The 13762-nt window shown below is 50.5% G+C and carries 12 protein-coding genes; 1 reads left to right on the top strand and 11 read right to left on the bottom strand.

The genetic code is table 11. The features are described 5' to 3' along the window. Positions 1-5: 5 nt before the first annotated feature. From AC0L73_RS17675 to AC0L73_RS17640, 8 genes are all read right to left on the bottom strand, one after another. Positions 6-1013 carry a type II secretion system F family protein gene (locus AC0L73_RS17675; protein WP_473654432.1) on the bottom strand — a complete coding sequence of 336 codons (1008 nt, stop codon included), beginning with the start codon at positions 1011-1013 and terminating at the stop codon, positions 6-8. Continuing rightward, positions 1013-2914, bottom strand: coding sequence for a CpaF family protein (locus AC0L73_RS17670; RefSeq protein ID WP_473654431.1), 1902 nt, complete (start codon positions 2912-2914; stop codon positions 1013-1015). Before AC0L73_RS17670 ends, AC0L73_RS17675 begins: the two co-directional genes overlap by 1 nt. Next, the gene (locus AC0L73_RS17665) at positions 2911-4158 is read right to left on the bottom strand and encodes a CpaE/TadZ family protein (protein ID WP_473654430.1); all 1248 of its coding nucleotides are present in this window, start codon (positions 4156-4158) and stop codon (positions 2911-2913) included. Before AC0L73_RS17665 ends, AC0L73_RS17670 begins: the two co-directional genes overlap by 4 nt. A gap of 14 nt (positions 4159-4172) precedes the next feature. Beyond that, positions 4173-4850 (bottom strand): CpaD family pilus assembly lipoprotein, encoded by a 678-nt coding sequence (locus AC0L73_RS17660; RefSeq protein WP_227951749.1) that lies wholly within the window; start codon positions 4848-4850, stop codon positions 4173-4175. A gap of 45 nt (positions 4851-4895) precedes the next feature. Continuing rightward, on the bottom strand, positions 4896-6278 hold the full coding sequence (locus AC0L73_RS17655; RefSeq protein WP_473654429.1) for a type II and III secretion system protein family protein: 1383 nt from the start codon (positions 6276-6278) through the stop codon (positions 4896-4898). Between the two features lie 12 nt (positions 6279-6290). Continuing rightward, complete coding sequence (gene cpaB / locus AC0L73_RS17650; protein ID WP_473654428.1) at positions 6291-7193, bottom strand: Flp pilus assembly protein CpaB; 903 nt, start codon at positions 7191-7193, stop codon at positions 6291-6293. 242 nt (positions 7194-7435) lie between these two features. Further along, entirely contained in the window at positions 7436-7651 is a 216-nt protein-coding gene (locus AC0L73_RS17645) for a Flp family type IVb pilin (RefSeq protein ID WP_473654427.1), read from the bottom strand. 111 nt (positions 7652-7762) lie between these two features. Next, positions 7763-7993 carry a Flp family type IVb pilin gene (locus tag AC0L73_RS17640; RefSeq protein WP_227951745.1) on the bottom strand — a complete coding sequence of 77 codons (231 nt, stop codon included), beginning with the start codon at positions 7991-7993 and terminating at the stop codon, positions 7763-7765. A gap of 581 nt (positions 7994-8574) precedes the next feature. On the opposite strand from AC0L73_RS17640, the gene AC0L73_RS17635 reads away from it, so the two are divergent. Continuing rightward, complete coding sequence (locus AC0L73_RS17635) at positions 8575-10134, top strand: pilus assembly protein TadG-related protein (protein ID WP_473654426.1); 1560 nt, start codon at positions 8575-8577, stop codon at positions 10132-10134. 336 nt (positions 10135-10470) lie between these two features. Here AC0L73_RS17635 and AC0L73_RS17630 read toward each other — a convergent pair whose 3' ends face one another. The 3 genes from AC0L73_RS17630 to metG form a co-directional block, all read right to left on the bottom strand. Continuing rightward, positions 10471-11100 carry a TadE/TadG family type IV pilus assembly protein gene (locus AC0L73_RS17630; protein ID WP_473654425.1) on the bottom strand — a complete coding sequence of 210 codons (630 nt, stop codon included), beginning with the start codon at positions 11098-11100 and terminating at the stop codon, positions 10471-10473. 29 nt (positions 11101-11129) lie between these two features. Further along, the gene (locus AC0L73_RS17625) at positions 11130-11747 is read right to left on the bottom strand and encodes a TadE/TadG family type IV pilus assembly protein (protein ID WP_227951742.1); all 618 of its coding nucleotides are present in this window, start codon (positions 11745-11747) and stop codon (positions 11130-11132) included. Positions 11748-11871: 124 nt separating this feature from the next. Beyond that, on the bottom strand, positions 11872-13563 hold the full coding sequence (metG, locus tag AC0L73_RS17620) for a methionine--tRNA ligase (RefSeq protein ID WP_473654424.1): 1692 nt from the start codon (positions 13561-13563) through the stop codon (positions 11872-11874). Positions 13564-13762 lie beyond the last annotated feature (199 nt).

The following is a 13762-nucleotide window of genomic DNA, read 5'->3' as shown; positions in this document are numbered from 1 at the left end:
CTCTCCTAAATCTCGAAGCGGACCATCTTGGCCATCACACCAACGCCTGAACCGATCATACCGAGACCGGCACCGATCAAATACATACCGCGTGGATCCGTGAGCAGCGTTCCAACATAGCCTTCATTCGCGAGCCAAAGCAGACCGAACATGATGAAAGGTAGGGAGCCGATAATCCAGGCACTGGCACGAGCTTCTGAGGACATTGCTTTGATTTTGAGCTTAATTTGACGCCGCTTGCGCAAGGTATTAGCAAGCCCGCTCAGCGTTTCGGCCAGGTTACCACCGGTCTCCCGTTGAATGGAAATTGCGATGATCAGAAATTTGAAATCCGGCAAATCAATCCGCCGCGCAACATTCCACAGGCCACTTTCAAGGCTTTGCCCAACCCGCATGGCATCTGCGACGCCGCGAAATTCTTTACCCACCGGATCAGGCGCGTCATTACCGACGGTGACGATGGCTTCACTGATTGGCAGACCAGCGCGTAGGCCCCGGCATAAAAGCTCAATCGCCTCTGGGAAAGTTTTCATAAACTTGTTAATCCGCCGCTTGCCGAGATAACCGACGATAAAATGCGGTAGAAACAGGCCTGACGCGAGGCCCACCGGGATCGCCAGAAACATCGACATATCATATAGATAATGCGATGCAAGAATGATCGAGAGAACCAAAACACCGGTTAAGGTCGCATATCGAGGTATCGGAATATTAAGGCCGGTTTTCTCAAGCCGGACTTTCAACTGATCCGGTTTAGGGACAAGTGTCCGGATCATGCTATCGAGAATTTTGAATCCGCTGGTATCCTCAGTCCGGCGTGCAGAGCTGCGCGCTTTCGTTTTGCCCATTGGCTTCTGGCCTTGGGCGATTTCAGCGAGACGCCGATTGGATTCGCGTGAATGGTTATCCCCACCGGTAAAGGCAAACACCAACAGCAGGGAGATAAGAAGCGTCGCGCCACCAACGACCAGCATCATGGTTATCAGATCTCCCGATCCGGCAGTTTCAAACATCACATGGCTCCCAAAAGCATCTTCTCAAGGCCAAAATAACCCGCGCGCGGTGCAAAATGCGGACGCAATCCAGTTGACTTGAAATCGCCAAGCAGACGGCCGCCCTTATCTTCACCCTGGAATTCGTACCAGAAGAGATCCTGCATCGTGATCACGTCTTCTTCCATGCCCACAACTTCAGAAATATAAGTCACGCGCCGGACACCATCGCGCATGCGACTGATCTGGACGATCAGGTCGATAGCGGAGGCAATCTGGGTGCGCACTGCCTTTGCCGGCAGATTAACGCTCGACATTCCCACCATGTTTTCAAGCCGGGTCAGCGCCTCACGCGGGCGGTTAGCATGGATGGTGGAGAGTGATCCGTCATGGCCCGTGTTCATGGCCTGCAACATGTCAATTGCTTCGCTACCACGAATTTCACCTAGAATAATACGGTCTGGGCGCATACGCAGGGAGTTCTTCAAGAGGTCCCGCATGGCAATTTCACCGCCCCCTTCCAGATTGGCGGAGCGGGTCTCAAGACGGACGACATGTGGCTGCTGCAGTTGCAGCTCGGCCGCGTCCTCAATGGTAACAATACGCTCCCCCGGATCAATCAGCTGCGAAATTGCGTTCAGCATAGTGGTTTTACCGGAGCCGGTACCGCCAGAGATCAGAATATTCAGCCGTGACCGACCAGCAACTTTAAGAACCGTTGCCATGGCGTGCGACAAGTTTTGCGTCTTCTCCATCACGTCAAGAGTGATTTTCTGTTTCGCAAACTTACGAATTGAGATCGACGGGCCATCAATAGCGAGCGGCGGAATGATAATATTAACACGACTACCATCGGCCAAACGTGCATCGACCAGAGGATTCGATTCATCAATCCGTCGTCCAACATGACTGACGATCCGACCCGCGACCTGCAATACATGGGCGTTGTCACGGAACTGGCAATCAGAGAGTACCAACTTGCCTTTCTGTTCCACATAGACCTGTTTTGGTCCATTGACCATGATATCTGTAATTGTCTCATCTGCCAGCAGCGGCTCCAACGGACCGAGGCCGAGCATGTCATGCATAAGGCTTTCAGCCAATTCACGCTGTTCGCGTTGATTAAGCTGAATACGTTCCTCGATCAGGATGTCGGTGATAATATCGGAAATATCGCGCGCCAGATCGAGGCGATCCATGGTCACGGCAGCACTGATGTCGATACGTTCCATCAACAGCGGCTGCACTACTTCCTTTACGGTCTCAAGATGTTTGTTCATCTTGGTGCCCGTGGTCTCCGGCGTCATATCTATGTTTAAGAGCGTCGATGATTTATCGTTCTCGTCCGGCTCTTCTTCGTCTTCTTCTGTTTTGGCGAGAGGTACGACGGGTTCTATTTCCTCATCGTCATCACTATCCATGTCGGACAGCAACTTTCCAACATTCTGGGGCTGGTCAAATTTAGCATTAACCTCAACCGGTGCTTCCGGGTCGGCGCCGAAAACAGTAACACCCTCTTCCACGATCTGGGTATAGGCTGAACTCTCGCCACTCCCATTTACTTCGAGTGCGGATCCATCGTCGGCTTCCAACGCGGATGTCTCGGGGGCGGGTACGGACGACAGAGATTGTTTTTTCTTGTCGAGTTCCAACCACACTGACTGAGTAAGGTCATTAACCAGGTTTCTTTGCTCAAGGACATTCAGATCGACCTTTTCACGCGTCATCGCTTCACGAATATACGCCTTGACCATCTGTGCAACAGTGGATTTATTCTCGTTAACATCAATTTCGGGCAGCAGTTTTTCCGCGATCTCTGGCGAAAACTTCGCCAAAAGATCAACGGATTTCGAGCCGTCAGCGCTCGGGGCGACCGAAGCTGGCTTGCCTTTACTTCCCGATGATGAACGCCATAAACTCACTCTTTAGGTCCCACTTCTTTCTTTTTCTTAGCTTTGCCGCCCGGGACCATTGTGAAAAGTCCCTTCTTTTTTGGTTTTTCAAATCCGGAAACATCCGCCGCGAGTTCCTGCAGAACCTTGGCAATTGCCGATTTTACAGCCACTTCACCAATGGCTTTGCCCGCGTTGGCACAGATTGTCAGGGTTTTTGCATCCTCCGGCACGACATAATCAACCTCTTCGTTGAGGCCGCGTTCAAAGTCCGCTTTGGAAACTTGTGCCGCACGGTCCGAACCAACCCGGCTGACAACTTTTAGTATCCGTCCCTTAGTCTGTAGCGTCGTCATCGCCTGGGTGATCTGATTGATATCCCGAATGCCTGCAAGAGATTGATCGGACACGAGAATTACCGTATCTGCAGAAGCCAGAAGTGACCCTTGCGTCGGCAAGAGATGTCGCGGCATATCAACAATGACCTGATTGTAGTCCTGGCTGATTTCGCCGATCAATGCATCGATTGATTCTTCATTTACTTCAATAAGTTCATCAATTGGCTCCTCTGTACCGAGTACCGCAAGCCTATCGCCATCTTTAACAATGGCACTATCAAGGAACAGTTTGTCGAGACGATGCGGATTTTCGAGAGCTTCCCGAAACCCACCACCTGTTTCGAGATCCAGCGACAAGGTCGTGGTTCCGAAATGCAGATCCATATCCATCAGCGCGGTCGGCAGCTTTTCCTCATTTGCCATAATCCAGGCGAGGTTTGTTGCAATTGTCGTCGCTCCAACACCACCGCGTACACCAACGACAACGGTCAGCTTGCCACTCTGGGCGGCATGGAGGGCCTGCGACTGACGATCTACATTCTCAACAGCGTCTTTCAGGACATCCGCCGTTAATGGCTTGACCAGATAGTCCTTTGCACCGAGAGCAATCATTTTACGAAATTCACCAACGTCGTTGGATGCGCCCAAAACAATCAAGGTATTATCCGGGCCCATTTTCCGGATCAGCCGCGTAATGTCACCGTCCGGATCCATGCTTTTGGTAATATCCGCGAGCACGACTTTCGGTGAATTTCCAGGTTCAATCCGATTCAGCGCCGCAGTGATACCCCCGTCGAGTGTTGCATCGGCCGAGTATTCAAGCGCCTTGCAAACTTCTCGGCTGACTTCCAGGGATTTTTCATCCTCAAGGAAGCCCATATACTCTTCGCAAACAGCATTGCCGAAAAGCGTACTCAATGATGATGATTTAGCCATTTCCTGTGACTCCCTTAATCGCTAGAAGCGGCGGCAGAACCTGCCGCTCCGGCCCGGTATTGTTCAACCGCTTTCGCTGCCCGTTCGCCAATTGCGGAGCTTTCATTTGCCGGATCGACCAAATCACGTGGATTGGCGATCATGCCCGCCAAAGCATCCGCATTCGCGCATCCCATATAAGGGAGTGGCAGGTTTTCGTACGCTAAGCCTTCCGGCTTGTACCAACCCTTCTGGCAATTCGGATCAACCGTCGCGACATATTTCACGAAATACACGCGCAATGAATTAGCTGCATTTTCCTTTGTTGCACGTGGCTCAACGGAAAATCCCTGGTCCTGCAGAAATGTGGCCACTTCGGCGAAACGTTGTTCGCTTAGGCCACTGCTGCCCTGAGATTTCGGAAATTCAACCTCTACCGTTTCACCGAACTCGATATCCTGAGCTTCTATAAAACCGAGTAACTTGCCTTTTTCCATATCGGCAAGGCTGCCGCGACCAGATTCGAAATCAACGATAATTGTCGGTGTAAGCTCACTGACAGTGATTTTCTTTTCAAGTTTCGCTTTTTCGGGAGTGGCCGTATTATCATGACCGCCGAACAGACCCTCCGGCGATGTGCAGGATGCGGTCAACATAAGCATCCCCATTAGGCCGGCCAGCGTTGCAGATTTTTTAAACAAATTCTGTTTCATCAAATTTACTCCAGGATAAAGCCAGCAGGGCCAGCAAGCTTGACATCAGACGGCGCCGCCGCAGCGGCTAGTATCCCGTCCGTCCTTCGTCGGAGCATTTGCGCCCAAAGTAGGACGGAAATTCTCACCTTGTACGTATAGATCATTGTCCGTTGGTGGAATGTAGCCATCTGTCGGCTCAGCAATCCGGGAATTGCTTGGCTTCACGAGATATGGGGTCACGATAATCAGCAATTCCGTCTCGTTCCTCTGAAAGGAAGAAGACCGGAAAAGTGCACCCAAAATCGGAATGTCCCCAAGGAACGGTGTTTTAGAAATATTATTGTCGCCGTCGCTGCTCAGCAGTCCGCCGATAGCAAAACTCTGTCCGCTTGACAGTTCCACTGTGGTCTCCGCACGGCGTGTCAACAGTGACTGGATAAACGAGCCGCCAACATTAATGGCGGATTGAGATGAAAGCTGGCTGACTTCCGGCTTAACCTGCAGATTGATCAGATTGTCATCAACAATTGTCGGCTTGAATTCAAGAGATACACCAAATGGCTTATACTGAACAGTAATCGCACCATCTTCCTGTGGAACAGGGATTGGGAATTCACCACCGGCAAGAAACTTTGCCGTCTCTCCGGAAAGAGCTGTCAGGTTGGGTTCCGCCAGAATAGTAAGTAAACCCTCTTCATCAAGGGCATCGATAACATTCAATATATCAACATTGTTATCACTATAGCCTGAAACGAAGTTTGTACCGGTACCAAGCCGAGTAATGCCGGTCGCAGCAGATCCCGCAATATCGGTCGGTGTCGCAATGCCAAGGAAGGCATCACCAATACGGCCGAAAACTTCCCAGTTCACACCAAACTGCTTCGTGACAGAACGCGAAACCTCTGCGATCCGAACGCGCAGGTTAACCTGCATCGCGCCGGCCACCTCGATCCGGTTAAAGACTGTTCCACCGCCGAGATAAAGCGCCGCCATCCGACGGGCATCCTCTGCCTGGGCCGCTGATTTCACTCGCCCGGTCAGCATAATGCCGGTGGGGGTAGAGCGCGCCACTAGGCCACCATAAGGGCTAATACCTTGAAGGGCGTCATTCAAAGAGGTCACATCATGGGTAATGGAAATCGGCGAGTTGAGCAGAACCCGGCCCTTGGCATCTAGAGCAAACAAATTTGTGCTGCCCGTGCCTTTCCCGAATACGTATATAATTGTCGGTGACTGAACCTGCACGTCGGCAAGCTCCGGATTTCCGACAAAAACGGAGACGGCCGGTTGATCCAACTGAACAAGCTTCCCTGAATTCAGGGTCAAGGCGAGAATATCACCCTTGGAATTAATAACCTGTGCAGCCTGGATTTGTGTTGGAGCACCTACGGCTAACATCAATCCCAGCCCAAGTACGGCCAACGGTTGTAATAGTCTGGTCAGCATCGAAATTACTCCTTAGTCGAACAACTTCTGCTTGGCTTGGCCAGCACGTACGACATTGATGACTGTTGTCGGAATACCGGTCCGCGGGGTTTCGCCGGTAATGAGGCGACTTGCCTCGCTATCCCAGGTATGGCCGCGGCCACGTTCGGCCTTGAAGGCCACTGTTCCGTCTTTACTTTTCGCTTCATCGTCTATACGTGCGAGTGCACGCAGAGACAGAGACAAGCCACCTAATTCCTTGGCAACCGCGACAATTTCCGCACCCTTTGGCGAGACTTCCAATGTGGCGACGCGACGAACGGAGGCTTCCTGAGCCTGATCGTTGGTTGTCTGATCCATGGCCACAACCCGAACATCCGTCAGGATCGTCTCACTGGCCCGGCGCGGGGCACTTGTTTCGCCTTCAACTTCGGATTCCTGAACAAGAGCATGGGTCAAGATGACATCAACGCGATCACCCGGAAAAACGAATCCGGCAATACCCGATGTAACATCAACAGGGATGGAAACAGCGCGCTTGCCTGGGCTTAGGACTGCGGCGAGGAAGCCGCTCTGGCCCGGTTTCACCATGCGTGAATCAGTAACTGGCTCACCCGCGGCAACACCATGTCGGACGACAGTGCCGATAAAATCTTCAAGTGAACGCTCTTCTGAATCTTCTACAATATAGAGATCCTCGACATCATCGTCTTCGGGCCAGGCCTGCCACTTCAAATGCTGTTCCTGCACGAGTGTTCCGGCGGGAAGTTCTGTTGCCGCAACAAGAATTCTTATGTTCTGTTGTACTGGCTGAGTCTCAACAAGCGCAGCAGTTTCGGGCGCTGTAGTTCGCTGGCCAGCCCAATTGCGCACAAACCAAACAGTTGATCCGGTAATGAGTAATGCAAAAACGATCAGTATTAATTTTCGCGCCATGATATTAAATCCATCAGATTTCAAATATCGGGTAGCTTAGACCTGAAGACATTAATTTCCGGTTAAATTCGTGGCAATTTACAGCCGAAATCTCGACGATTTCCAGATTATCTAACCTTCCGGAAAGCCCCTAAAATGCTCGCAAAAATAGTATAAAATTGGAGGTATTTGGATAAGAGACGCCGCGAAGGCGTCAAGCTGTTTAAGCTGTGTTTGAAAGAAGTGGGAAAATCCGGGTGGGATTAAGAGCAGCTGTTGAGACCGTCGTTGGAAAGAGAAAAATTTCCACCAATGGCTACACAGAAATCCTCGGTTATACCGGTGAAGGCTTCAAGGATTGTTTCGCCGGTCGACCCGAAGGCAATGACGGCGGCAATAGAAACGAGGGCGGCAATCAGTCCGTATTCAATGGCGGTGGCACCGGACTCGTCGTCAAAAAAACTTACTACGTGAACCATACCAACCTCCATATCACTATACTGACATCTATTCTTGTAGTACGGCCCATGGCCCGAGGGCCGGGATGAAGGGGACGCCAGCGAACCGGCGTCCCACTCCGAATAGCTAAATTAGCTGCAAGAACCTGCTGCAGCATTTGCACCAGTAACAGAAGCAGTATAAGTACCGCCAGTACCTGTGCAGAGAGCTTCTGCGATATCGTCGAATGCACCAACAATCGTATCACCGAGAGCGGTAAATGCAACAACACCAACAAGAGCAACGAGGGCAGCGATCAGACCATATTCAATAGCCGTAGCACCAGACTCGTCTGTTACAAAAGAACGGATTACTTTAATCATTTTGAGTCTCCTAAAATTCAGGAATTCCTTCCTGACACTAAACAAAACTTGGTTGTATTCCCGCCGGGTTTTAAAGACCCTTTAGGTATCCAGACTTTTTAGCCCGCGTTGAACCCGCAACCTGAAAAGCCCCTTAAAGTTAAAGCGCTTCCCAAGTTCGTCTTGCCTCGCGCCTTGGAGGTCATTTAAACCCCAATTCATTAATCAATAGTTAAAGGATTTGTTTTTTTTGGCCTAAGAACAATGAATAAAAGGTAAAATTTTGCATAAAAAAATAATAACTTCGTTTAATTACTTAAATTATTCATTTATTTATTTTAAATCCCTCATTTTCTTAATGAATTCTATATAATAACGTATAACAACAACTAAATTGACAAAAGTTTCAAATAATTAAAATAATTTTACTGAAATCCAGCTAATAAATTAAGGAATTATTAAAATTTTTGCCTGATGTTGATAAGCAGAAAAATTTATTTTGATTGCATGGTGTCAGCATGAGCAAAAAATATTCATACGGTTCATTACGGCGGTTCATCACGCGGTTTTCCAAAAACAACCGGGGCGTATCTGCCGTAATCGTGGCTTTTTTAGCAATCCCGATCTTTGGGGCAATAGGCCTTTCCATTGATTTGGGCCGCGCCTATGTTTTGAAATCCAAGCTCTCAACCGCGCTGGATGCGGCCGGCCTCGCCGTGGGACGGAATATCTTCGCACCCACGGATGCAGAGATCTACGCAGATGCACAGAAATATTTCGACGCAAACTTTCCATCGGGCTTTATGGGCACCTCCGCGATAACAATGGATTCATCAACAGTCAGCTGGGATTCAATACGAGAAAATATTTCTCTCAATGTCCGCGCTGACATGGGCACAACTTTTATGAACGTATTGGGTCAGCCTTCTCTTGCCGTGGGCGCAGTGACCGAAATCAAACGCGATAACCGCGGGATGGAGCTTGTATTGGTCATGGATAACACAGGATCAATGGATTCTTACCTCAGCGGCAGTACGCGTATGACTGAACTGAAATCGGCAGCAAAAAACCTTGTAGATATTCTTTACGGAAACGATGAAACCAAGGATAAACTCTGGGTTGGTATCGTTCCCTATACAATGGCCGTTAATGTCGGGCCACAGAATATAGACTGGCTAAAAAACAGCTATAAAACAAACCTGACCAGCAACTCATCAAGCATCTTTACCGCTGACTCGTCAAACACGGCCCTCGGTCGCGATGTCACGGGTGATGGCGTTAACGACACTGTCTATGGTTGGGAAGGCTGCGTCGAAATGCGCGATCATCTTCTCGGTGGCACAGTTGATACTTCCGATAACCCGCCGGACGACGATTTCGTTCCCTATTTCTGGAATGACTATTTCCGGGATTCGGATAACGATTTTCATGGCGATAATAGTGGTGGAGACAGCGAAACAAACAATGACTGGAAGAAATACAGTAGTAATAGCGGAAACTACTACTCCGTTACTTCCTCTCGCGGTCCCAATAAATATTGCCCTGAGAGTATGGTTCTGCCGCTCACAGCCGAAAAGAGTACGATCAAATCTCATATTGATTCCATGGATGCGAACGGCGGTACAGCCGTTAACTTAGGCATGGTCTGGGGTTGGCGTGCACTCTCTCCGAATTGGCGCGGTGAATGGTATGGTTCATCAACGCTAAATCTTCCGACGGGGTACTCCGCACTGCCGCTCAATTATGGCGAAGAGTTTATGGATAAAGTTGTTGTCCTGATGACAGATGGGCTAAACACACTCGGTACGAATAGTAATTCTTATGATATTTATCATGCATATGCGCGTCAGGAGCTTTTCGACACAACTCCTTCAACAAGCAAATATGATTATCGAGGTTTTCTCAGACAAAGTGCTCTCAACAGCAGTAGCTATTCGAGCTATCCAGATATAGTTGACGACAAGGTTCTCGCGACCTGTTCGGCGATGAAAAGTGCCGGGGTTATAGTCTATACAGTGCTGCTTGTAGACGGAAACTCCACCATGATGAGAGACTGCGCCACATCGCCCAAGCATGCGTTTGTCGCAACATCTGCAGACGAGCTCGCTGACAACTTCAACACCATCGGTGAGGAACTTAGTAACCTGCGTATCTCGAAATAAACAGGGATACTCCCAAATTAGGGAGCGGTGGTTTCGGCCACCGCTCTTTTTTTCGCACATCCAGGCACGGGAGGCCTTTGCATCAGTTGGTCCTCAGAGACAGCACTCCACTCCTCCTTCTGCCTCCATCCACTGCCTCTCCCCACGGGTGCGTGCGTGGGCTTTCTAGTAGCTACACACAAAATCACCGCACTGTTCTCTCCGTCAGATTACTTCTTCACGCCATGTGGATTTGTATGCATTCGGACGTGCCGTCCGCGCGCAGCAATAAAATGGCCGCCCCATGATATAGGGCGGCCTTGTTGGACAAGCATATGCTTTAGAGAATTTTTTTGTCTACGGTGATGCCGGGAAGGTGATCGTGTCGGTAAATCGAGGCCGGAAATAGGCACGCGCCCGAAGCATCATATCCCCAAAAAATCCGATTTCACCTATGAGATAGGGATTATAGTCATAGTAGATCTCAGCAATGATCAAGGTCTCCCCATCTGCCAATGTCTCGCCAGAGCCAGCATCAGGAAAGGCCGATGGCAGGCTCGCGTCACCACCAACTGTGTCACCAATATTACTGCTGTAGCCAGTAATTGATCCAGAAACCCGCTGGCTGAGAATTTCCGGTGCTTCCCCGGCTCGACCCTGAACCGACGTCAGGATAATCATGTTATCACCAGAAATATCAAATGGTTGAGCCATATAAAGCGCAGAATCGATAATGTTGGAGATTTCAACCTCAGTGATATCCTCAATAGTCGATCGCGCGATCAAATCCGATAGCGTTGCCGCGATCCGATCCAATTTCTGCGTCATCAGGGCATAGCGTGCGACTTCAAAACTGCCCGCGGTGAGGAGCATCAACACCGGCAGCATCAAAGCAAATTCCGCCATGGCCACGCCACGATGGTTCCGGATAAACTCGCCGATATGGCCGAGCACTCGATTGCCAGTAGATTTAAGTAAACGCTTCATATTAGACCTCAGTTGAAGGTAATAGCGTATTAATAAGGTTCGTTTCGCACCACAATGGATGCATGCATGGGAATAACTCCCTCCAGGATCGGGATGACCTGACCGCTGAGGAAATTCCAGTTATACTCAACAGTATAGAGAACGATATCTCCTTGTGCGCCGAGCCCGGCAACACCGAAATCCTCGTCATAAACACCGTTGCCGTTCACCTCAACCCAGGGTTCACCATCTGGATAAATCGTGCCGTCAGAATGGGTGTATGGGCCGGGAGTCCAACTGCCATCGCCGTTCAAGTCGGTATATTCCTCGCCCTGCCCCACATAGGAGAAGTTTTCATAGACGAGAGTTGTTACATCACCGGTCGTCAGCCCAAGAAGTCCGAGAGAGGCTTCGTTGAGCATATCGACAAGGGCTTGAGTATTGCTGGCGCCATCCTGGATCTGTCCGGTCAGGCCAAGGCGGGAGGCGTCTTTCAGGCTGCCTTCTACCACCGTATTGATGAACATCGCCATGCTGAGCTCGATGATACCGACCAGCACCAGAATCAGCACAGGCGCGATCATCGCCAGCTCAACTGCTGTCGCGCCAAGGGTATCCTGAGCAAACGCGTTCAGGATCCTGCGTTTTAGAAGCTTGCCTAATGTCATCGCTAAACGATCCTTTTGCAAAAATAAGCAAAAGAGTAGCGAATAGGCCTTAAAACCCGGTTAATAACTAGAGTTAACTTGGATAAAATTCACGGAAAAATAGGACCGAATACAGGCCGTTTTCTTATGATACTCCGCCGAAACGTTCTTCCCAAGCGGCAACTTCATCGTCAGAAATCTTACGGAATAAGACATCCGGAATTTCAAAACCATGTCCAGATTGCAGCGTCTGCAGTTCCGTCATCATATCGCCCTCGATCCAATCGTTTGCGCCAAGCGTCAAACCGACGCAGGCCGCCATCTTCTGCGCGGCATTGGGAATGACCGGGGCACTTAATATCGCAAAGATGCGAATAAGGTTGATGGCGATGCGCAAGGACTGCGCCGCAGCATCCGGATCGGTCTTGAAGGCGGTCCACGGGGCTGTCTCCGTCAGATACTCATTGCCAAGCGCCCAGATCGCCCGCAGTTCCTGCATGGCCTTTCGGATCTGCAGTTCTCCCATATGAGTGTTATAGGCGTCCAGACGTTCGGTCAGTGCCTTGGCAAGTGCCGCTTCCGCATCACCCGCCTCCCCGCCTTCAGGGAGTTGATCGCCAAACTTGGATGTGCAGAATTTCAACGTCCGATTGACAAAATTTCCGAGGATATCAGCAAGATCCTTGTTCACCGTGCCGGCAAAGCCATCCCAGGTAAAACTGGCATCAGAGGTTTCCGGTGCATTGGCGAGGAGGTAATAGCGCCAATAGTCGGAGGGCAGAAGCTCGATCGCGTCTGACATGAAAATGCCACGCTTCTGACTGGTCGAGAATTTCCCGCCGTAATAGTTTAGCCAGTTGAATCCCTTGATATAATCAACCATCTTCCAGGGCTCACGACTGGCGAGGATAGTACCGGGAAAGGTGACCGTATGAAACGGCACATTATCCTTCGCCATCACCTGCACATAACGCACATCCTCGGCCTCATACCACCAGCTTTTCCAGTCTCGGCCTGATGGATCTTCATCGGCCCATTCCTTGGTTGCCGCGATATATTCAATCGGCGCATCGAACCAGACATAATAAACCTTATCCTCCAGCCCTGCCCGATCGACCGGTACGCCCCATTTAAGGTCACGCGTAATACCACGGTCATGTAGCCCCTCATCCAGCCATTTCAACGCGATGGAGGAAACGAGTACAGGCCAATCCTGATGACGGTTGACCCAGACGCGAATTTCATCGGCGAGCTTTGACTGTAGCAGGAACAGATGCTTGCTCTCGCGGATTTCAAGATTGGTGCTGCCCGACACCGCCGAGCGGGGCTCCAGCAGGTCTGTCGGATCGAGAAGCCGCGTACAATTCTCGCATTGATCGCCGCGCGCTTTATCATAGCCACAATGCGGGCATGTTCCCTCCACATAGCGGTCCGGCAGGAAGCGGTCATCATCGATGGAATAGACTTGCCGTGTCACGCGCTCATCAATATAGCCATTCTCATAGAGCTTGTTGCCGAAATGCTGGGTCAATTCCTTATTCTGCGGAGAAGACGAGCGGCCAAAATAATCGAAAGTGAGATCGAATGCGGCGCCGAGATCGGCCTGTACCTTATGTTGCTCCGCGCAGAACTCCGCCACATCCTGCCCTTTTTCCCGGGCGGCAAGTTCAGCAGGCGTGCCATGCTCGTCGGTGGCGCAGATAAACAGCACCTCTTCTCCTCGCGCCCGCAGATAACGTGCATAGAGGTCGGACGGCAACATAGAGCCGATCAGGTTCCCCAAATGCTTGACACCATTGATATAGGGTAAGGCGGAGGTAATAAGGTGGCGAGTCATCTTGGCGGCTGCTTCCTAAAACTGCTTGAATCTGTTCCTGTTTGCGCTCTTTTACAGGAAGTCGCATTGCGGGGCAAAGCAAACATGCAGCACATGCCGAAATAGGCCCGGAGCCACCTAGCTATTTTTCGAAAATAACATGTCCATCGCCGCCCCCGATATCAGTAGCGGCGCGACATTCGCAGGAAGTTTACCGAAC

The organism is Sneathiella sp. D3-11 (assembly GCF_055809395.1).
Note: the sequence above shows the minus strand (reverse complement) of the source record. Positions and strands in the feature narration are given on the sequence as shown.

Bases quoted from the DNA above. Each gene is read 5' to 3' on its own strand.
- AC0L73_RS17660 (WP_227951749.1), bottom strand. From the start codon at position 4,850: ATGAAACAGAATTTGTTTAAAAAATCTGCAACGCTGGCCGGCCTAATG.
- metG (WP_473654424.1), bottom strand. From the start codon at position 13,563: ATGACTCGCCACCTTATTACCTCCGCCTTACCCTATATCAATGGTGTC.
- cpaB (WP_473654428.1), bottom strand. From the start codon at position 7,193: ATGGCGCGAAAATTAATACTGATCGTTTTTGCATTACTCATTACCGGA.
- AC0L73_RS17630 (WP_473654425.1), bottom strand. From the start codon at position 11,100: ATGAAGCGTTTACTTAAATCTACTGGCAATCGAGTGCTCGGCCATATC.
- AC0L73_RS17665 (WP_473654430.1), bottom strand. From the start codon at position 4,158: ATGGCTAAATCATCATCATTGAGTACGCTTTTCGGCAATGCTGTTTGC.
- AC0L73_RS17655 (WP_473654429.1), bottom strand. From the start codon at position 6,278: ATGCTGACCAGACTATTACAACCGTTGGCCGTACTTGGGCTGGGATTG.
- AC0L73_RS17625 (WP_227951742.1), bottom strand. From the start codon at position 11,747: ATGACATTAGGCAAGCTTCTAAAACGCAGGATCCTGAACGCGTTTGCT.
- AC0L73_RS17645 (WP_473654427.1), bottom strand. From the start codon at position 7,651: ATGGTTCACGTAGTAAGTTTTTTTGACGACGAGTCCGGTGCCACCGCC.
- AC0L73_RS17640 (WP_227951745.1), bottom strand. From the start codon at position 7,993: ATGATTAAAGTAATCCGTTCTTTTGTAACAGACGAGTCTGGTGCTACG.
- AC0L73_RS17675 (WP_473654432.1), bottom strand. From the start codon at position 1,013: ATGTTTGAAACTGCCGGATCGGGAGATCTGATAACCATGATGCTGGTC.